18 protein-coding genes are annotated in these 18,785 nt (G+C 70.9%); 12 read left to right on the top strand and 6 right to left on the bottom strand.

Features of this window, described 5'->3' with window-relative positions; all coding sequences use genetic code 11:
- Positions 1 to 914 precede the first annotated feature (914 nt).
- The 8 genes from GTY47_RS19355 to GTY47_RS19390 all read left to right on the top strand — a co-directional run bounded on the left by GTY47_RS19355 (position 915) and on the right by GTY47_RS19390 (position 9,889).
- On the top strand, positions 915 to 1,958 hold the full coding sequence (locus GTY47_RS19355) for a BMP family ABC transporter substrate-binding protein (protein WP_010048850.1): 1,044 nt from the start codon (positions 915 to 917) through the stop codon (positions 1,956 to 1,958).
- Between the two features lie 286 nt (positions 1,959 to 2,244).
- Complete coding sequence (locus GTY47_RS19360; RefSeq protein ID WP_010048851.1) at positions 2,245 to 3,291, top strand: BMP family ABC transporter substrate-binding protein; 1,047 nt, start codon at positions 2,245 to 2,247, stop codon at positions 3,289 to 3,291.
- A gap of 211 nt (positions 3,292 to 3,502) precedes the next feature.
- Positions 3,503 to 5,074: an ABC transporter ATP-binding protein gene (locus GTY47_RS19365; protein ID WP_010048852.1), complete on the top strand. Its 1,572-nt coding sequence runs from the start codon at positions 3,503 to 3,505 to the stop codon at positions 5,072 to 5,074.
- Positions 5,074 to 6,195 carry an ABC transporter permease gene (locus GTY47_RS19370; protein WP_010048862.1) on the top strand — a complete coding sequence of 374 codons (1,122 nt, stop codon included), beginning with the start codon at positions 5,074 to 5,076 and terminating at the stop codon, positions 6,193 to 6,195. Before GTY47_RS19365 ends, GTY47_RS19370 begins: the two co-directional genes overlap by 1 nt.
- A complete protein-coding gene (locus tag GTY47_RS41020; RefSeq protein ID WP_010048863.1) occupies positions 6,192 to 7,457 on the top strand; it encodes an ABC transporter permease in 1,266 nt (421 codons plus the stop codon). Before GTY47_RS19370 ends, GTY47_RS41020 begins: the two co-directional genes overlap by 4 nt.
- A complete protein-coding gene (locus GTY47_RS41025; protein ID WP_010048866.1) occupies positions 7,454 to 7,858 on the top strand; it encodes a cytidine deaminase in 405 nt (134 codons plus the stop codon). The genes GTY47_RS41020 and GTY47_RS41025 overlap by 4 nt, the downstream gene beginning before the upstream one ends.
- Before the next feature lie 91 nt (positions 7,859 to 7,949).
- On the top strand, positions 7,950 to 9,227 hold the full coding sequence (locus GTY47_RS19385; protein WP_010048867.1) for a thymidine phosphorylase: 1,278 nt from the start codon (positions 7,950 to 7,952) through the stop codon (positions 9,225 to 9,227).
- Positions 9,228 to 9,301: 74 nt separating this feature from the next.
- Positions 9,302 to 9,889, top strand: a complete 588-nt coding sequence (locus tag GTY47_RS19390) for a Uma2 family endonuclease (protein WP_010048868.1) — start codon at positions 9,302 to 9,304, stop codon at positions 9,887 to 9,889.
- Position 9,890: 1 nt separating this feature from the next.
- On the opposite strand, the gene GTY47_RS19395 is transcribed toward GTY47_RS19390, so the two are convergent.
- On the bottom strand, positions 9,891 to 10,811 hold the full coding sequence (locus GTY47_RS19395) for an AEC family transporter (protein ID WP_010048869.1): 921 nt from the start codon (positions 10,809 to 10,811) through the stop codon (positions 9,891 to 9,893).
- Positions 10,812 to 10,948: 137 nt separating this feature from the next.
- On the opposite strand from GTY47_RS19395, the gene GTY47_RS19400 reads away from it, so the two are divergent.
- Positions 10,949 to 11,335: an STAS domain-containing protein gene (locus GTY47_RS19400; RefSeq protein WP_158688487.1), complete on the top strand. Its 387-nt coding sequence runs from the start codon at positions 10,949 to 10,951 to the stop codon at positions 11,333 to 11,335.
- Here GTY47_RS19400 and GTY47_RS19405 read toward each other — a convergent pair.
- From GTY47_RS19405 to GTY47_RS19415, 3 genes are all read right to left on the bottom strand, one after another.
- Entirely contained in the window at positions 11,219 to 12,235 is a 1,017-nt protein-coding gene (locus GTY47_RS19405; protein ID WP_010048871.1) for a sigma-70 family RNA polymerase sigma factor, read from the bottom strand. The genes GTY47_RS19400 and GTY47_RS19405 overlap by 117 nt on opposite strands.
- A 119-nt stretch (positions 12,236 to 12,354) precedes the next feature.
- The gene (gene dnaN / locus GTY47_RS19410; protein WP_010048872.1) at positions 12,355 to 13,491 is read right to left on the bottom strand and encodes a DNA polymerase III subunit beta; all 1,137 of its coding nucleotides are present in this window, start codon (positions 13,489 to 13,491) and stop codon (positions 12,355 to 12,357) included.
- A 101-nt stretch (positions 13,492 to 13,592) separates the two neighbouring features.
- The gene (locus GTY47_RS19415) at positions 13,593 to 14,864 is read right to left on the bottom strand and encodes an MFS transporter (protein WP_029181802.1); all 1,272 of its coding nucleotides are present in this window, start codon (positions 14,862 to 14,864) and stop codon (positions 13,593 to 13,595) included.
- A 63-nt stretch (positions 14,865 to 14,927) separates the two neighbouring features.
- Here GTY47_RS19415 and GTY47_RS19420 point away from each other — a divergent pair, with 63 nt between their 5' ends.
- A complete protein-coding gene (locus GTY47_RS19420; protein ID WP_029181803.1) occupies positions 14,928 to 15,890 on the top strand; it encodes a LysR family transcriptional regulator in 963 nt (320 codons plus the stop codon).
- Between the two features lie 71 nt (positions 15,891 to 15,961).
- On the opposite strand, the gene GTY47_RS19425 is transcribed toward GTY47_RS19420, so the two are convergent.
- Positions 15,962 to 16,720, bottom strand: coding sequence for an alpha/beta hydrolase (locus GTY47_RS19425; RefSeq protein ID WP_029181804.1), 759 nt, complete (start codon positions 16,718 to 16,720; stop codon positions 15,962 to 15,964).
- 123 nt (positions 16,721 to 16,843) lie between these two features.
- On the opposite strand from GTY47_RS19425, the gene GTY47_RS19430 reads away from it, so the two are divergent.
- Together GTY47_RS19430 and GTY47_RS19435 are read left to right on the top strand one after the other, a co-directional pair.
- Positions 16,844 to 18,001: an adenosine deaminase gene (locus GTY47_RS19430; protein WP_010048879.1), complete on the top strand. Its 1,158-nt coding sequence runs from the start codon at positions 16,844 to 16,846 to the stop codon at positions 17,999 to 18,001.
- Positions 18,002 to 18,143: 142 nt separating this feature from the next.
- Positions 18,144 to 18,467 (top strand): hypothetical protein, encoded by a 324-nt coding sequence (locus GTY47_RS19435; RefSeq protein ID WP_010048881.1) that lies wholly within the window; start codon positions 18,144 to 18,146, stop codon positions 18,465 to 18,467.
- 84 nt (positions 18,468 to 18,551) lie between these two features.
- Here GTY47_RS19435 and GTY47_RS19440 read toward each other — a convergent pair whose 3' ends face one another.
- Positions 18,552 to 18,764 (bottom strand): PspC domain-containing protein, encoded by a 213-nt coding sequence (locus tag GTY47_RS19440; RefSeq protein ID WP_010048883.1) that lies wholly within the window; start codon positions 18,762 to 18,764, stop codon positions 18,552 to 18,554.
- Positions 18,765 to 18,785 lie beyond the last annotated feature (21 nt).

Consider the following 18,785-nt stretch of genomic DNA (forward strand, 5'->3'; position numbering starts at 1 on the left):
TCCCCGGTCGTGTGGCTGCTGGGCGGTCCGGCGGGCGGCTTCGCCTTCTACGGGTCCCTCGGCCGCTTGACCGCCCGGCGGTCGGCCACGCGACGTGGGAACTCATCCGGCGTAGCTATGTGGCCCCTCGGCCGCATGCCTTCAGCTCGTCCGAGTCCGCACCCCCGCCGCCCGCGAGACCGACGGCCCCGTGGCCCCCGGCCCGCCCAGCAGCTCCTTCAGCCCAGCCCGGCACATCGCCGAGCGACGGCTTCCCCCGGCTGACCGACCAAGGCTGACGCCCGGCCGTCTGCCTGGCGGAGTCTCCGGTTGGTGCCCGCCCTGGCCTGGCGGAGCCTTTCACTGGTGTCGGCCTGTGCCGGGCGGAGTCTCCGGCTGGCGCCCGCCCCGGCTTGGCGGAGCCTCCCGCTGGTGTCGGCCCGCTGTCCGGCGGAGTCTCCGGCTAGCGCCCGTCCCCTGCCCGGTGGGGGCCTCCGGCCGACGCCCGTCCCCTGCCCGGCGGAGCCTCCCGCGGGTGTCGGCCCCTCCTGCCCGGCGCAGCCTCCCGTCGTCCCCGCCCCACGGCTCCCCGCCCCACGGCTCCCCGCCCGGCGGCTCTGCCCCTCCCGCCCGGCGGGCCCCCCACCCGGAGGATCCTCAGCCCGGGCGGAGCCCCCGCCCCCGCCCGGCGCAGCCTCCGGTTGCGGCCCGGGTGCACCCGGGTCACCCTGGTGCGCGTGACGAGCAGGCATGCGCCGTGTGCCCGAGTACACCTTTCGACCCCGTTCGAACCCGTGGTTCACAAGGGCGTAACCGGCCATCGGCACGAATGGATAACGGCCCCGCTGCGAACCGTTCCCAGGAGTGTCTACGCGCGTTAATGTGCGCCGAACCGAGCACCCGCTGCGGGGCTTTGGAGAATGGGGAGCTTCAAGATGCGTCGGATTTCCAAACTGACCCGCGTCGCGGTGGGGGTCGCGTCGCTCGGGCTCGTTGCCACGGCCTGTGGCGGCACCAGCGGTGAGAGTGGTGACAGCGACAGCAAGGACCGCGGCCTCGCCATCGCGTACGACGTCGGCGGCAAGGGCGACCAGTCCTTCAACGACGCCGCCTACGCCGGCCTGACCAAGGCGAAGGACGAGTACGGCTACAAGACCGCCGACATCGAGCCCACCGAGGGCGAGACCGACGCGGACAAGGAGCAGCGCCTCGCCTCGCTGGCCAAGCAGGGCTACAACCCGGTCATCGGCGTCGGGTTCGCCTACGGTCCTGCGATGAAGGCCGTGGCACCCAAGTACCCCGACACCACCTTCGGCATCGTCGACTCCGTGGTCGAGGGCAAGAACGTCGCCTCCCTCGTCTTCGCCGAGGAGCAGGCCTCGTACCTGGCCGGTGTCGCCGCCGCCAAGGCCACCAAGTCGGACATCGTCGGCTTCGTCGGCGGTGTCGACGTCCCGCTGATCCACAAGTTCGAGGCCGGCTACAAGCAGGGCGTGCAGGACACCAACCCCAAGGTGAAGGTCCTGTCGCAGTACCTGACGCAGACGGCCGAGGAGGGTGGCTTCTCCAGCCCCGACAAGGGCAAGGCCGCCGCCGAGGGCCAGATCGAGAAGAAGGCCGACGTGCTCTACGCGGCCGCCGGCCTGTCCGGCCAGGGCGTCATCGAGGCCGCCGCCAAGGCGAAGGTCTGGGCGATCGGCGTCGACTCCGACCAGTACAAGCAGGCCGCCCTCGCCCCGTACAAGAACTACATCCTCACCTCCGCCCTCAAGGACGTCGGCGGCGCGGTCTACGCGCTGGCCAAGTCCGTCCACGACGACAAGCCCCTGTCCGGCGTCCAGACCTTCGACCTGAAGGTCAACGGCGTCGGCCTCTCCGAGACCAACCCGGAGTACGCCAAGATCCCGGGGCTCAAGGACGCGGTGAACAAGGCCAAGGAAGGCATCGACAACGGCTCGATCAAGGTCAAGACCGAGTAGGCCGTCCGGCTGTGAGGCCGTCGGAGCGGGCGGGCACCCCGGGTGCCCGCCCGCTCCGACGTTCCCGGGGCACCCCGGGTCCCCGGATCACCCAGCGCCACCCTCCGTTCGCAGTCGGCAACGCCCCGGCCAAGACCGGGTGATGGCTTGGCCACGGGCGCATAACAAGGTGGACAGAAGGGGTTTTCAGGCAGGTCTACGCGCGTTAATCTGCGGCGAAGCCAGCGCCGAAGCTGAACCGTCCCGGCGCTATGCGGCCCCGGTAGTACGACAGGAGCACCCACACATGCGCCGGATTTCCCGGATCACGGTCGCAGGCGCAGCGACCGCCTCCCTGGCCCTCGCTCTCTCCGCCTGTGGCAGCACCTCGACCTCCGGGTCGTCGGACTCGAAGGGGAACAAGGGCCTCGCCATCGCGTACGACGTCGGCGGCAAGGGTGACCAGTCCTTCAACGACGCCGCGTACGCGGGCCTGGAGCAGGCGAAGAAGGAGTTCGGGTACCAGACGGCCGACCTGGAGCCCACCGAGGGCGAGACGGACGCCGACAAGGAGCAGCGCCTGGTCTCGCTGGCGAAGCAGGGCTACAACCCGGTCATCGGCGTGGGCTACGCGTACGCCGCGGCCGTCAAGGGCGCCGCGGAGAAGTTCCCGAAGACCACCTTCGGCATCGTCGACGACGCCACGATCAACACCAAGAACGTCGCCGACCTCGTCTTCAGCGAGGAGCAGGCCTCGTACCTGGCCGGTGTCGCCGCCGCCAAGAGCACCAAGTCGAACGTCGTGGGCTTCGTCGGCGGCGTGGACATCCCGCTGATCCACAAGTTCCAGGCGGGCTTCGAGCAGGGCGTCAAGGACACGAACCCGAAGGTGAAGGTCCTGTCGCAGTACCTGACGCAGACGGCCGAGGAGGGCGGTTTCTCCAGCCCCGACAAGGGCAAGACGGCTGCCGAGGGCCAGATCGAGAAGAAGGCCGACGTCGTCTACGCGGCGGCCGGTCTGTCCGGCCAGGGCGTGATCGAGGCCGCCGCCACCAAGAAGGTGTGGGCCATCGGCGTCGACTCCGACCAGTACAAGCAGGAGGCCCTCGCCAAGTACAAGGACTACATCCTGACCTCGGCGATGAAGGACGTCGCCAAGGCGGTGTACAACCTGGCGAAGTCGGTCGAGGACGGCAAGCCCGAGACCGGTATCGTTCGTGGCGATCTGAAGACCGGCGAGGTGAGCCTGTCGGACTCCAACCCGAAGTTCGCGGACGACGCCGAGCTTCAGGAAGCCATCAAGACGGCCAAGGAGAAGATCATCAGCGGCGAGATCAAGGTCAAGAGCAGCTGACGACCGACTGCCTCGAAGCAGGCGGTAACCCCCGGGGTTACGTCCGCTCGACGGGGTACGGGGAGGTCGCTCCTCGTACCCCGTTGTCGCGGTGCGTCGGCCCCTTTGTATGCCGTAGGGGCGCTACGCGCGTAGACGGCCCCCGTCCCCAGGAGAGTGCGCCATCAACGCGTCCAGCAGCCCTCCGGCCGGAGCGGCGGTCAAGGAATCGGTGACCGCCGTCGAGCTCGCCGGGATCACGAAGCGTTTCCCGGGCGTCGTGGCCAACCACGACATCCACCTCAGCGTCCGCAAGGGCACCGTGCACGCCCTCGTCGGCGAGAACGGCGCCGGCAAGTCGACGCTGATGAAGATCCTCTACGGCATGCAGAAGCCGGACGAGGGCACCATCGCCGTCGACGGCGAGCAGGTGAGCTTCTCGTCGCCGGCCGACGCCATCGCCCGCGGCATCGGCATGGTCCACCAGCACTTCATGCTCGCCGACAACCTCACGGTCCTCGAGAACGTCGTGCTCGGCAGCGAGAAGCTGTACGGCATCGGCGCCAAGGCCCGTCGCAAGATCAAGGAACTCTCCGAGCGCTACGGCCTCGACGTCAAGCCCGACCTAATGGTCGAGGAGCTCGGCGTCGCAGCCCGCCAGCGCGTGGAGATCCTCAAGGTCCTCTACCGCGGCGCCCGCACCCTCATCCTGGACGAGCCGACCGCCGTGCTCGTCCCGCAGGAGGTCGACGCCCTCTTCGCCAACCTGCGCGAACTGCGGTCCGAGGGCCTGTCGGTCATCTTCATCTCGCACAAGCTCGGCGAGGTGCTCTCCGTCGCCGACGAGATCACCGTCATCCGCCGCGGCACCACCGTCGGGACGGCCGTCCCCGCCGAGACCACCCCGCGCCAGCTCGCCGAGATGATGGTCGGCAGCGAACTGCCCACGCCCGAGACGGCCGAGTCCACGGTCACCGACCGCCCGGTCATCAGCGTCGACCAGCTCCGGCTGGCCGCCCCCAGCGGCAAGGCCCTCCTCGACGACATCAGCTTCACCATCCACGCGGGCGAGGTCCTCGGCATCGCCGGTGTCGAGGGCAACGGCCAGACCGAGCTGGTCGACGCGCTCATCGGCCTGCGGTCCCCCGACTCCGGCACCATCCGGCTCGCCGACGAGGAGATCACCGCCTGGCCCACCCGCAGGCGCCGCGAGCAGGGCATCGGCTACATCCCCGAGGACCGGCACCGCCACGGCCTGCTCCTGGAGGCACCCCTCTGGGAGAACCGCATCCTCGGCCACGTCACCGAGAAGCCCCTCGCCAAGGGCGTCTGGCTGGACCCGAAGGCGGCCCAGGAGGACACCCGCCGGATCGTCACGGAGTACGACGTCCGCACCCCCGGCATCGACGTCACCGCCGCCTCCCTCTCCGGCGGCAACCAGCAGAAGCTGATCGTCGGCCGTGAGATGAGCCACAAGCCGCGCTTCCTGATCGCCGCGCACCCCACCCGGGGCGTGGACGTCGGCGCCCAGGCCGCCATCTGGGACCACATCCGCGAGGCCCGCCGGGAGGGCCTGGCCGTCCTGCTGATCTCCGCCGACCTGGACGAGCTCATCGGCCTGTCCGACACCCTGCGCGTGATCTACAACGGCAAGCTGGTCGCGGACGCCGACCCGGCCACCATCACCCCCGAGGAGCTCGGCTCGGCCATGACCGGTGCCGCCACCGGGCACCTCGAGCACGAAGAGACCCCCGAGACCTCGAAGGCCGACGCCCCCGAGTCTCCGGAAGACGAGGCCCGCTGATGAAGAAGTTCGACAGGGAGCGCGTGCTCCTCGCGGTGGCCGGACCGGTCATCGCGCTCGCCGTGGCCTTCGTCCTGAGCGCGATCGTGCTGCTCGCGTCGGGCAAGAGCCCCGTCGAGCCGTTCGCCCTGATGTTCGAGCAGCTGAGCTTCTCCGACATCCAGGTCCTGATCATCAACCAGGCGTCGATGTACTACATCGCCGCGCTCGCGGTGGCCATCGGCTTCCGGATGAACCTGTTCAACATCGGCGTGGACGGCCAGTACCAGCTCGGCGCGATGCTGGCCGCGGTCGTCGGCGCCCACGTCGCCCTGCCGGCCGCCCTCCAGGTCCCGCTGCTGCTCCTGACCGCCGTCCTCACCGGCGCCTTCTGGGCCGGCATCGCCGGTGTCCTCAAGGTCACCCGGGGCGTCAGCGAGGTCGTCGCCACGATCATGCTCAACGCGATCGCCACCTCCGTGATCGCCTACCTGTGGCTGCCGAACGTCTTCGGCGTGAAGGTCGGCAACAACAACACCACCGGCGAGATGCACGAGTCCGGCTGGATCCCGGGCATCGGCATGGGCGCGGCCGGCGAGATCTACGGCCTGGTGCTGCTGGCCGTCCTGCTCGGCATCGGCTACTGGGTCGTCCTCAACCGCACCCGCTTCGGCTTCGACCTGCGCGCCTCCGGTGCTTCGCAGACCGCCGCCGCGGCCAGCGGTGTGGACCCGGGGCGCATGGTGCTCAGCGCCATGCTGATCTCCGGCGGCATCGCGGGCCTCGCCGGCCTGCCGATCCTGCTCGGCGACACCCACACCTACAGCCTGAACTTCCCCACCGGCATCGGCTTCCTCGGCATCGGCATCGCCCTGCTCGGCCGCAACAGCCCCGTGGGCATCGCGTTCGCCTCCCTGCTGTGGGCCTGGCTCGACAAGGCCTCGCCCGAGCTGGACTTCCACGGCTACGACAAGGAGATCGCGGTCATCATGCAGGGCCTGATCGTGCTCTCGGTCGTCGTCTCCTACGAGGCCGTCCGTGAGTGGGGCCTGCGCCGCCAGCAGCGCCGGGTCGGCGCCGAACTGGCCGCCGGTCACGTCCTCGGCACCAACAACACCACGAAGGAGGTGGCTGGCCGATGACCACCGCGACCGACCTCAACCAGCCCACGCTGCAGCCCGCGGCGCCCACCGGCCGCCGACTGTCGTGGCCCGTCCTGCTGCTGATCATCGCCGGCGGACTGGCGCTCACCTCGATCGTCCGCCTCATCACCGGCGCCGACGGCATCACCAACGTCAGCCAGATGTCCACCGCGCTCCAACTCGCCGTGCCGATCGGCCTCGCCGGTCTCGGCGGCCTGTGGGCCGAGCGCGCGGGCGTGGTCAACATCGGCCTCGAAGGCATGATGATCCTCGGCACCTGGTTCGGCGCCTGGGCCGGCTTCCAGTGGGGCCCGTGGACCGGTGTCCTGGTGGGCATCGCGGGCGGCGCGATCGGCGGCCTGCTGCACGCCTTCGTGACCGTCACCTTCAACGTCAACCACATCGTCTCCGGTGTGGCCATCAACATCCTCGCCCTCGGCGCCACCCGCTACCTCGCGCCCCTCGCCTTCGAGGGCCACACGGGCGGCTCCGCCAAGCAGTCGCCGGCGGTGGACTCCCTCGGCAACTTCACCGTGCCGGGCCTGTCCGACGCGCTGCGGGACCTCAACAACCAGGGCTGGTTCTTCATCTCCGACATCGCCGGCCTGCTCGGCGGCCTGGTCACCAACGTCTCCTGGCTGACCCTGATCGCCGTCGCGCTGATCCCCGGCACCTGGTGGGTGCTGTGGCGCACCGCGTTCGGCCTGCGGCTGCGCTCCTGCGGCGAGAACCCGGTCGCGGCCGAGTCCCTCGGCGTCAACGTCTACAAGTACAAGTACATCGCCGTGATCATCTCCGGCGGTCTGGCCGGCCTCGGCGGTGTGTTCCTGTCGATCGTCGCGAACCCCTTCTACCTGGAGGGCCAGGTCAGCGGCCGCGGCTTCATCGGTCTCGCGGCGATGATCTTCGGCAACTGGATGCCGGGCGGCCTCGCCCTCGGCGCGGGCCTGTTCGGCTACACCGACAGCCTCAACCTGCGCGGCGGCTCCGCGAACGTCCACGCCCTGCTGCTGCTCGGCGCGCTGCTGCTGGTCATCGGCGCGATCTGGCTGGTCGTCCGCAGGAAGTACGTCCCGGCCGTGGCCACCCTGATCGCCGGCGCCCTGGTGTTCACCTGGTACGCGACCACCAACGAGGTCCCGAACCAGGTCGTCTCCGCCACGCCGTACGTCATCACCCTGGTCGTCCTCGCTCTGTCCGCCCAGCGGCTGCGCATGCCGAAGGCGGACGGGTTGCCGTACCGGAAGGGGCAGGGCAAGTGACCGGCGCCGGCCCGGACGTCGACTGGGAGAAGCTGCGCGCGGTGGCCCGGGACGCCATGTCCCGGGCGTACGCCCCGTACTCCGGTTACCCGGTGGGCGTGGCGGCCCTGGTCGACGACGGCCGGATCATCTCCGGCTGCAACGTCGAGAACGCCTCGTACGGGCTCGGACTGTGCGCCGAGTGCGGCCTGGTGTCCGAGCTGCACAACACCGGCGGCGGCCGGCTGACGCACTTCACGTGCGTCGACCGGAACGGCGAGACGCTCGTCCCGTGCGGCCGCTGCCGTCAGTTGCTGCACGAGTTCGGCGGCCCGGACCTGCTGCTGGAGACGCCGGCGGGCATCCTGCCGCTGTCGCAGATGCTGCCCCAGGCCTTCGGCCCGGACCACCTCAGCACGTAACTCCCGTGCGGCCCCTCCGAGTCGCTCAGCGACCGGATCGGAGGGGCCGTACGGCTTCTGGATCCTTCGGAAGGAAGCCCAAGCCATGGCCATGGACGCCATCTCCGTCATCCGCACCAAGCGGGACCGCGGCGAACTCAGCGACGAGCAGATCGACTGGGTCATCGACGCGTACACCCGCGGGGAGGTGGCCGACGAGCAGATGTCGGCCCTCGCGATGGCCATCCTGCTCAACGGCATGAACCGGCGCGAGATCGCCCGCTGGACGGCCGCGATGATCGCCTCCGGCGAGCGCATGGACTTCTCGTCGCTGTCCCGCCCGACGGCCGACAAGCACTCCACGGGCGGCGTCGGCGACAAGATCACCCTGCCGCTGGCGCCCCTGGTCGCCGCCTGCGGCGCCGCTGTCCCCCAGCTCTCGGGTCGCGGCCTCGGCCACACGGGCGGCACTCTGGACAAGCTGGAGTCGATTCCCGGCTGGCGCGCGCTCCTGTCGAACGAGGAGATGCTGTCCGTCCTGGACGGCACCGGCGCGGTGATCTGCGCGGCGGGCGACGGCCTGGCACCGGCCGACAAGAAGCTGTACGCACTGCGCGACGTCACGGGCACGGTCGAGGCGATCCCGCTGATCGCCTCCTCGATCATGTCGAAGAAGATCGCTGAGGGCACGGGCTCGCTGGTCCTGGACGTGAAGGTCGGCACGGGCGCCTTCATGAAGACCCTGGAGGACGCCCGTGAACTGGCCTCCACGATGGTCGGCCTGGGCACCGACCACGGCGTGAGGACGGTCGCGCTGCTCACCGACATGTCGACCCCGCTCGGTCTGACGGCCGGCAACGCGCTGGAGGTCCGCGAGTCGGTGGAGGTCCTGGCGGGCGGCGGCCCCGCGGACGTGGTCGAGCTGACGATCGCCCTGGCCCGCGAGATGCTCGACGCGGCGGGCATCAGGGACGCCGACCCGGCGAAGGCCCTGGCCGACGGCTCGGCGATGGACGTCTGGCGCCGCATGATCACGGCCCAGGGCGGCGACCCGGACGCGGCGCTCCCGGTGGCCCGCGAACAGCACGTGATCAAGGCCCCGTCCTCGGGCGTCCTCACCCGCCTCGACGCCTACGACATCGGCGTCGCGGCCTGGCGCCTGGGCGCGGGCCGCGCGCGCAAGGAGGATCCGGTCCAGGCGGGCGCGGGCATCGAGATGCACGCCAAGCCGGGCGACCAGGTCACCGAGGGCCAGCCCCTCCTGACCCTCCACACGGACACGCCGGAACGCTTCGCGTACGCGCTGGACGCGGTCGAGGGCTCGTACGACATCGCGGCGCCGGGGACGGACTTCACGGCGTCGCCGGTGGTGCTGGAACGTATCGCCTGACCAGGCGGTTCACCGTCCGGGTGAACGGGACCGGTGGACCTCCGCCGGTCCCGTTCCGCGTGTTGAAGGGCGCCATGAGCGTGCTGGGCGGCGACTACATCCTGACTGACAACGAGTGGGACGAGCTGGTCTGGATCTGGGAGCAGACGGATGCTCCCAAGGGGTGCAAGGTGGAGATCATCGAGGGCCTCGTCACCGTGGCACCACTTTGCACAAACAGGCATCACCGCGTCGTCGAGCGTGTCCAGCGCCGCCTCTTCGAGGTGATCCCCAGCCACTGGAACATCTTCCAGCGGCTGGGCACGGCCGTTCCGGCGCGGCTCGGGCTGTATGTGCCCGACCTCGTCGTCGTACCGGAGTTGCCGAACGAGGGCGGCGACCACTTCGTGCCCGCTTCCGCTGCCCAGCTCGCGGTTGAGGTCACCTCGAGGGCCACCGCCCGGCATGACCGCGGTGCGAAGGCCATGGGGTACGCCGAGGCGGGTGTGCCGCTCTATCTCCTGGTGGACGGCATGGCGCCCGGCGGGCCGACAGTGACGCTGTACGGGGAGCCGAAGGAAGGCGTGTACCGCCTCCTGCGCGCAGGCAAGTTCGGAGAACGGCTCATGCTTCCACCGCCCTTCGACCTCGAACTCGACACAGGCGAGTTCGCCGGGGCCTGAGTCACCCCAACACCGCCGCCACCACGACCAGAACCGGCACCGACACCACCGTCGACAACAAGATCGCCTCCCTCGCCAGCACCTCGCCCACCCGATAGCTGCTCGCGTACGTGAACAGGTTCTGCGCCGCCGGAAGCGCCGACGTCACCACCACGTCGAGCAGGGAAGCCCCGTGCAGGCCGAAGACGCCCGCTGCCAGGGCCCAGGCGGCCAGGGGCTGGACGACGGCCTTGAGGGTCACGGCGAGCAGGACAGGGGCCCGTTCCGCCCCGCGCAGCGGGAGCGTGCTGCCGCGCAAGGAGATGCCGAAGGCCAGCAGCACCGCCGGGACCGACATGTTGCCGATGAGGGTGAGCGGATCCATCAGGGGGCCGGGAACCTGGAAGCCCGATGCCGAGGCCGCCACACCCGCCAGGGAGCCCAGCGCTATCGGATTGCGCAGCGGCGTCAGCAGCCGCTGCCACAACGGGCGCTTCTCCCCGCCGCTCGCCAGGTCCAGGACCGTCAGCGCCACCGGCATGACGCCCACCAGCTGGAACAGCAGCACCGGCGCGACCAGTGACGCGTCGCCCAGCACGTACACCGCGATCGGGATGCCGAGGTTGCCCGAGTTGACGTAGCTGGAGCACAGCGCGCCGATCGTCGTCCGGCCCACTCCCCAGCCGCGCACGGCACCCACCGCCACGAACACACCCGCCGCCGCTGCCGTGCTCACCGCCGTGACCAGCAGCCGGTCGGAGAAGATCACCGACAGGTCGGCCTGGGCGAGAGTCGTGAAGAGCAGGGCGGGAGACGCCACATGGAAGGCCAGCCTGGTCAGGACCTCGCGCCCGCCGTCGCCCAGATGTCCCCGGCGGCCGATCAGATAGCCGACCCCGATGACGACCGCGATGACCGCGAAGCCGCTCAGCACCCCCTGCACGACGTCCCCTCACCGGCGACACGTGCATCGGACAGCGCGGGACGGGCAGATGCATGGGGCATACAGCCAACCCTCCGGGGAAGGCCGTACCGAGGTCAATGTGATCCTCACGGCGCCGACAGGACGGACAAGCCGCGATGAGTTACCGCCGCCCGCCCGGTCTACCGATCGTGGACGCCATGACACCCCCCGTGCTCGTGCTCGCCGGTCCCGTCGCCCGGGACGAGGTGAGCGGACTGAGCGACGACGTCAGGGCACTGCTGCACACCAGCCGTGCCCGGGTCGTGGTGTGCGACGTCGGAGGCCTCGGGCCGCCCGGGCTCGCCGCCGTCGACCTGCTCGCGCGACTCCAGCTGGCCGCCCGCCGGGCCGGGGGACGGATACGGCTGCGCGACCCCGACCCGGCCCTACGCGCCCTCCTCGACCTGGTCGGTCTCCGCTTCGAGGTGGAGGGGCAGGTCGAAGAGCGGGAACCAGCGCTTGGTGTCCAGGAAGCAGTGGAACCCGGTGATCCGGCCGTCTGAGATCTCCAGCACCTGGACCGCCCACGGCGTGAAGCCGCCGGACTCCGGGTCCGGCTTGTACTGGGCGAACCCCGGCAGGCCGTTGACCTGGACCGGCACCAGCCGGGAGCCCGCGCAGGGCGCGCCGAGCGTCGTCATGAAGCCGGTGATGTCGCTGACGCCGGTCAGCCACAGGTCGAACGGCGGCATCGTCATGACCGCGTCCTCGTGCAGCAGAGCCGTCAGCGCCGTCATGTCGTAGCCCTCGAAGGCCGCCACATAGCGGTCCAGCAGCTTCTGCTGGTCCTCGTCCAGCGGGTCGGACACGGTCGCGTCGGCGCCCGGCTCCGGCTGCTCGGCCAGGGTGGCACGGGCCCGCTGGAGGGCGCTGTTGACCGACGCCACCGACGTGCCCAGCAGCTCGGCGACCTCGCTGGCCTTCCAGGCCAGCACCTCGCGCAGGATCAGCACGGCCCGCTGCTTGGCCGGCAGCTTCTGAAGGGCGGCCATGAAGGCGAGCCGCACGGACTCCTTGGCTATGGCCGCCTCCGCCGGGTCGTCGGTCGTGGGCAGCACGCGGGCGTCCGGCATGGGCTCCAGCCAGGTGTTGTCCGGGCGGGGGGAGAGGGCCGCCTGCGCGAGGGGGGTGGACTCGGTCAGGTCCATGGGCCTGGCGCGCTTGTTGCCCGCGGTCAGCATGTCCAGGCACACGTTGGTCGCGATGCGGTAGAGCCAGGAGCGGAGGCTGGAGCGGCCCTCGAACTTGTCGTAGCTGCGCCAGGCGCGGACCATCGTGTCCTGCACCGCGTCCTCGGCCTCGAAGGAGGAGCCGAGCATCCGGTAGCAGTACCCCGTCAGCTCGGTCCGGTGTGCCTCCAGTCTGGTGTCCAGGTCTGTCGGTGTCGCCGTGCCGTTCGTCATCGTCCACCCACCCCTGTGGAAGTTCTGTCACGCGCCATCGCGTCCAGCACTTCGGAAGCTACCGCAGCCCACTGACAACGGCCCCCCGAGCACGCAAAAGCGCAGGTGGAAGCGGCGCTTCAGACCAGCTGTTTCACCGACATCAGCAAATGCCGGTGCTCCCCGGCCGCCTCGGCGGCCCCGCCGTCCGGCACCGCGTGCAGCAGCGCCCGCTGCCCCGCCCCCAGCAGTTCCAGCCGCACGCGCGGGCTCTCGAAGGCCGTCAGCGCGTCCAGCAGATAGGCCGGGTTGAAGGCCACGGGCATCTCGTCGGCACCGGTCAGCGTGGCCGGCAGGCGCTGGACCGCCACGTCGTCGCCGTAGCCGGCGCGGAGCATGACGGACCCGTCGGACGAGAAGTCCAGCCGCACCGGACTGTTCGCCTCCGCCACCACAGCGACCCGCCGGACGGCCTCCGCGAGCCCCTCGCACTCCACCTCGGCGACCGCGGCCCCCGCCATGTCGAAGAGCGACCTGTACGTCGGCAGCCGCCCGTCCAGGAGCCGCAGCGCCGTCCGCGTCCGCCCGCCCTCGAAGCCGATCAGCCCGCCGCCACCGGCCGGGTCCCACCCGATCAGCACGTCCCCGCCGCGGCCCAGCGACCGCGCGACGTCCAGCAGGCGCCGCGCGGGCAGCAACGCGTCCACCACCCCGTCGGCCGCCGCCCCCGGCCGCCACTCCAGCCGCCGCACGGCGTACCGGTAGCGGTCCGAAGCGGCCAGCGTCATCTCACCACCGTCCAGACGCAGTTGGACGCCCGTCAGGAGCGGCAGCGTGTCGTCGCGCCCGGCCGCCACGGCGACCTGGGAGACGGCCGTCGCGAACGCGGCGCCGTCCACCGTGCCGTACGGCGCGGGCGGCGCCGGCAGGGCCGGGTACTCGGCGAGGGGCAGCGTCGACAGCCCGAACCGCGTACCGTCCGCCTCCACCGTGAACCGCGACGCCTCCAGGGCGCAGCTCACCGGCCCGTCCGGCAGCACCCGGCAGACGTCCAGCAGCCGCCGCCCCAGGACGAGCGCCCGCCCGGGCACCGCGACCTCGGCGTCGGCCTCCACCCGTACCGCCGCCTCGAAGTCGAACCCCGTCACGGCCAGCCGCCCCGCGTCCGCCTCCAGCAGCAGCCCGCCCAGCACCGGCACCGGCGTCCGCGCGGGCAGCGCCCGTACGGCCCGGCCCACGGCCTCGGCGAACGCCGTACGGTCGATGCGGAACTCCATGAAAGATCCCCCTGGTCGAATCCGGTGGTCAGTAGACGCGGACGTTATCCGCGGCCACTGACAACCGGCCCCGACCAGGGGGAGGAGTCAGGCTTCGAGGCTCAGGCGGCCGTGGCCGGGCGGCGCTGCATCCGCGCCGCCCGCGTCCCGAACACCGTGATCGTCACGACGCCCAGGACCGCCAGCAGCCCGACGCCGACCGTCCCGGCCCAGCCGCCCGCGTGGAAGGCGATGGCGCCGACCGTGCTGCCCGCGCTGGAGCCGATGTAGTAGGCCGACTGGTAGAGCGCCGAGGCCTGTGCGCGGCCGGTCGTGGCCGTCTTGCTGACCGCGGAGGAGGCCACCGCGTGGCCCGCGAAGAAGCCCGCCGTGATGAGGACCAGGCCCAGCAGGACCAGCGGGAGCGAGCCCGCCAGGGACAGCAGCAGGCCCGCCGCCGTCGTACCGCCGCCCGCGTACAGCGCGCCCCGGCGTCCCAGCCGGCCCACCAGACGGCCGGCCGTCGACGCGGACACCGTACCGACGAGGTACACCAGGAAGATCGAGCCGATGATGCCCTGCGGCAGCGAGAACGGGGCCTCGGTCAGCCGGTAGCCGATGACCGTGTACACGCCGCCGAACACCGTCATGAACAGCGCGCCGATCGCGTACAGCCGGCACAGCAGCGGGTTGGACAGATGGTCACGGACCGTCCGGGCCAGCACGCGCGGCCGCAGCGAACCGGCCTTGAAGTTCTTCGGGGCGGGGAGCAGCAGCCGGAAGGCCACCGCGCACGCCACGGCGATCGCGCCGATCACACCGACGGCTACCCGCCAGCCCCACTCCTGCGCGACCCAGCCGGTGATGACCCGGCCGCTCATCCCGCCGACGCTGTTGCCCGCGACGAACAGTCCGATCGCGGTGACCAGCGCCTTGGGGCTGACCTCCTCCGCGAGGTACGCCGTCGCCGACGCCGGCAGCCCGGCCAGGGCCGCGCCCTGGAGCGCCCGCAGCACGACCAGGACCCCCAGCGACGGTGCGAAGGGCACCAGCAACCCGACGGTCACCGCCACGGCCAGCGAGGCGGTCATGACCGTACGCCGTCCGAAACGCTCCGACAGGGCGCTCATCGGCAGGACGAACAGCGCCAGCCCGCCCGTCGCGGCGGCCACCGTCCAGCTCGCGTCGCTCGCCGCCACCCCGAACTCGCCGGAGATCAGCGGGAGCAGCGCCTGCGTGGAGTACAGCAGCGCGAAGGTCGCGACACCCGCGAGGAAGAGGGCGAGGCTCATCCGGCGGTAGCCGGGCCCGCCCGGGGACATACGTGAGTCGGCGGCAGGGACAGCGGCATCGGCGCCCACGATCGTGGACGCCCCGGTACTGGCGGGAGACATGCCTCGAACCTACGTACGCGCCCACTGATCCGTCCAATGCATGGAACCGCCATAATCGTTCCCATGGCGCATCAACACAGCTCAGCGGCTCGGCTGTCACCATCCAGTGACACAGAAGACATGGCAGAGATGTCCAAGGTGCTGGCGCCCCGCCTCGCGTACTTCGCGGGCGTCGCCCGTACCGAGCACGTCACCCGCGCCGCCCAGGAGATGAACGTCCCCCAGTCGACCCTCTCCCGGTCCATGGCCCGCCTGGAGCAGGACCTCGGCGTCGACCTCTTCGCCCGCCACGGCCGCACGGTCTCCCTCACCCCGGCCGGGCGCACTTTCCTCACCTCCGTCGAGCGGGCCCTGGCCGAGGTCGAGCGCGCCGCCGAGGAGGTGCGGGCCGATGCCGACCCCACCACCGGCAAGGTCGCCTTCGGCTTCCTGCACACCATGGGCGCCGAGACGGTCCCGGGCCTCCTCCAGGCCTTCCGCGCCGACCATCCGCGCGTCCGCTTCAGCCTCGTCCAGAACTACGGCGAGGCCATGCTCGAACGCCTCCGCGCCGGCGAACTGGACCTGTGCCTGACGTCCCCCGTCCCCGACGCCCCCGACCTGGTCGCCCGCCGCCTCGACGAACAGAAACTCCGCCTCGTCGTCCCGGCCGACCACTCCCTCGCGGGCCGCCGCCGCATCCGCCTCGCCGAGGCCGCGGACGAGATGTTCGTCACCCTGGAACCCGGCTACGGCCTCCGCCGCATCACCGACGACCTCTGCAAGGAGGCCGGCTTCAAGCCGCGGATCGCCTTCGAGGGAGAGGAGGCGGAAACCCTGAGGGGCCTGGTGGCGGCGGGCCTGGGGGTAGCCCTCCTCCCACCACCTGCCGTCCCCCGCCCAGGGGTGGTCGAGCTGACGGTGACGGCCCCACGCGCGGCCCGAGAGATCGGCGTGGCCTGGCTGGAGGGCCACCCGGACACACCCCCGGTGGCAGCCTTCAAAAGGTTCCTGCTCTCAAGAAGAGGCAGCTTGTTGCCGACCTGAAGGGGCGCGGGGAACTGCGCGACAAGCCGTAAACGACCCGCACTGGCCGACTGACAAGCACCCCCACGGCGCTACCGCCTCGAAGGACTGAACCCGGCGGCCAACGGCATCCGCAACCCCAACGGCGGCGGCGCCGCAAAAGCGTCCCGCACGGGACGGGACACAGCCCGCCCGAACAACGCCCCCATCACGAAGTCCTCGGCCAGCGCGAGCACTTCGTCCCGGTACTGATTCAGCCCGTGCCCGTCCGCATGCACCTCGAACCGGCACACATCCCGATTCGCCTTCTTCGCCCGCGCCGCCAGCCGGAACGACAACTCGGGATCCGTCCGCCCGTCGTTCGTGCCGTGCACGATCAGCACCTGCCGCCCCACCAACTGCTTCACCGGTTCGGGTGGCGCGGCCACATCCTCCTCCGGCAGCCAAGGAGCGAGGGCCAGCACGGAGTTGACGGCCTCGTGGCCACCCGCGCGCAACCCGGCCCGGCCGCCCATGCCGATGCCGGCGAGGCAGACGGGAACGTCCCCGTAACGCCGCACGACCTCGTCCGCCGCCCAGGCCGCATCGGCCGCGAGGTTGGCCTCGCTGCCGTTCCAGCCGCGGTAGCGGTAGTGCACCACGTGCGTGACGAGACCCTCGTCCCGGCCCGCGCGGGCCAGGCGGCGGCCCAGGGCGCGTACGGAGGCGGTCGCCACCATGGGGGACGGCCTGCGGCCGGAGACCTCGTCGCCGCCGGGGAGCAGCAGCACCACGCCGCTGACCGCCGACGGCCCCGGACCGAATGTCCTGCCCAGCCGGGCCCTGCGAACCGGCGTCGGTTGGTGTGCCATGACAGAACAGTGTCAGAAGCGCGGGTGTACTCGACCCGTCCTTGCGGTCACCGTTACGTATCGACGGAAATGTAAAGGATCCGAGGGCACGCCATCTACGCGCGTAGGAGTTAGAGTGCGGAAATGACGAGCCAGACCATCGCGAACACCCCGACACCGGACCAGATCCAACGGGCGCCCAAGGTTCTGCTGCACGACCACCTCGACGGCGGTCTGCGCCCCGGCACCATCGTCGAACTCGCCCGCGCGACGGGCTACTCCCAGCTCCCGGAGACCGATCCGGAGAAACTGGGCATCTGGTTCCGCGAGGCCGCCGACTCCGGTTCCCTGGAACGGTACTTGGAGACCTTCTCCCACACCGTGGGCGTCATGCAGACCCGAGACGCCCTGGTGCGGGTCGCCGCCGAGTGCGCCGAGGACCTCGCCGCGGACGGCGTCGTCTACGCCGAGGTGCGCTACGCCCCCGAGCAGCACCTCGAAGGCGGTCTGAGCCTCGAAGAGGTCGTCGAGGCCGTCAACGAGGGCTTCCGGGAAGGGGAGCGCCGCGCCCGGGAGAAGGGCCTGCGCATCCGCGTCGGCGCCCTGCTCACCGCCATGCGGCACGCGGCCCGCGCCCTGGAGATCGCCGAACTCGCCAACCGCTACCGCGATCTGGGCGTCGTCGGCTTCGACATCGCGGGTGCCGAGGCCGGCTACCCGCCCACCCGGCACCTCGACGCCTTCGAGTACCTCAAGCGCGAGAACAACCACTTCACCATCCACGCCGGGGAGGCCTTCGGGCTGCCGTCCATCTGGCAGGCCCTCCAGTGGTGCGGCGCCGACCGGCTCGGGCACGGGGTGCGGATCATCGACGACATCCAGGTCCACGAGGACGGCACCGTCGAACTCGGGCGGCTCGCCTCCTACGTCCGGGACAAGCGCATCCCGCTGGAGCTGTGCCCGAGCTCCAACCTCCAGACCGGGGCGGCGGCCTCGTACGCCGAGCACCCCATCGGGCTGCTGCGGCGGCTGCACTTCCGGGCCACGGTGAACACGGACAACCGCCTGATGTCCCACACGAGCATGAGCCGGGAATTCGAGCACCTTGTCGAGGCGTTCGCCTACACGCTCGACGACCTGCAGTGGTTCTCAGTCAATGCGATGAAATCAGCGTTCATTCCTTTCGATGAACGGCTGGCCATGATCAATGACGTGATCAAGCCGGGTTATGCCGAGCTGAAATCCGAATGGCTGTTCCGGCAGACCGCTTCCACCAGCGGTTCCGGGGCTTCGGAAGGCTGATCCGGGGCACATCGGCACACAGGGAATGCGGACGGTTTTCACAAGCCGTCCGCATTTCGATGTTTGCGGCGGATGGCGCCGCGTGAATACGGTCGCCGCACCGCTCACACACCCCTTCATCTCATTGCGAGGACGCACTTTCATGAAGCAGTCTGCTGCCAAGTCCCTCGGTGTCGCCGCTCTCGGTGCCGCCTTCGCCGCCACCGGTGCGGGCGCCGCCCAGGCCGCCCCGGCCGTCCCCGACACCGCCCAGGCGCTGGAGAGCGTCACCCAGGCGCTCCCGGCCGAACAGCTCTCCCAGACGCTGCCGGCGGGCTCGGGTGAAGCGGTGGGCCAGGGCCAGACCCTGGCGGGTACCGGTCTCGCCGCAGCCCAGCCGGTCGCCGGGCAGCTGCTCGCCCAGGGCCCGACGGGCCCGGCCGCCAAGCTGCTCGGCGGGCTCCCGGTGAACGGCCTTCCGGCCTGACCCTCCCGCCACGGGCGGACACACGCCGACGGGGCGCACCCCTGGACACAGGGTGCGCCCCATCGGCGTTTCCGCGACGGGTGGCTACCAGGCCGTCTGCGCCTTGTTCTGCACCTTGCTCTCCGAGGGCAGCAGGATCCACAGCGCGATGTACAGCAGGAACTGGGGGCCGGGCAGCAGGCACGAGACCAGGAAGATCACCCGCATCGTCGTCGTGGAGGTGCCGAAGCGCCGTGCCAGCGCGGCGCACACTCCGCCGATCATGCGGCCGTGGGTGGGGCGGGCGAGGCGTGACATGTGCGGCTCCTTCGTGAGGTG

It is taken from the genome of Streptomyces sp. SID5464, from assembly GCF_009862985.1.
GTDB classification, from domain to species: domain Bacteria; phylum Actinomycetota; class Actinomycetes; order Streptomycetales; family Streptomycetaceae; genus Streptomyces; species Streptomyces chartreusis_D.

Coding starts and splice junctions, on each gene's coding strand:
- GTY47_RS19355 (WP_010048850.1), top strand. CDS start 915: ATGCGTCGGATTTCCAAACTGACCCGCGTCGCGGTGGGGGTCGCGTCG.
- GTY47_RS19360 (WP_010048851.1), top strand. CDS start 2,245: ATGCGCCGGATTTCCCGGATCACGGTCGCAGGCGCAGCGACCGCCTCC.
- GTY47_RS19370 (WP_010048862.1), top strand. CDS start 5,074: ATGAAGAAGTTCGACAGGGAGCGCGTGCTCCTCGCGGTGGCCGGACCG.
- GTY47_RS41020 (WP_010048863.1), top strand. CDS start 6,192: ATGACCACCGCGACCGACCTCAACCAGCCCACGCTGCAGCCCGCGGCG.
- GTY47_RS19385 (WP_010048867.1), top strand. CDS start 7,950: ATGGACGCCATCTCCGTCATCCGCACCAAGCGGGACCGCGGCGAACTC.
- GTY47_RS19390 (WP_010048868.1), top strand. CDS start 9,302: ATGAGCGTGCTGGGCGGCGACTACATCCTGACTGACAACGAGTGGGAC.
- GTY47_RS19400 (WP_158688487.1), top strand. CDS start 10,949: ATGAGTTACCGCCGCCCGCCCGGTCTACCGATCGTGGACGCCATGACA.
- GTY47_RS19405 (WP_010048871.1), bottom strand. CDS start 12,235: ATGACGAACGGCACGGCGACACCGACAGACCTGGACACCAGACTGGAG.
- dnaN (WP_010048872.1), bottom strand. CDS start 13,491: ATGGAGTTCCGCATCGACCGTACGGCGTTCGCCGAGGCCGTGGGCCGG.
- GTY47_RS19415 (WP_029181802.1), bottom strand. CDS start 14,864: ATGTCTCCCGCCAGTACCGGGGCGTCCACGATCGTGGGCGCCGATGCC.
- GTY47_RS19420 (WP_029181803.1), top strand. CDS start 14,928: ATGGCGCATCAACACAGCTCAGCGGCTCGGCTGTCACCATCCAGTGAC.
- GTY47_RS19425 (WP_029181804.1), bottom strand. CDS start 16,720: ATGGCACACCAACCGACGCCGGTTCGCAGGGCCCGGCTGGGCAGGACA.
- GTY47_RS19430 (WP_010048879.1), top strand. CDS start 16,844: ATGACGAGCCAGACCATCGCGAACACCCCGACACCGGACCAGATCCAA.
- GTY47_RS19435 (WP_010048881.1), top strand. CDS start 18,144: ATGAAGCAGTCTGCTGCCAAGTCCCTCGGTGTCGCCGCTCTCGGTGCC.
- GTY47_RS19440 (WP_010048883.1), bottom strand. CDS start 18,764: ATGTCACGCCTCGCCCGCCCCACCCACGGCCGCATGATCGGCGGAGTG.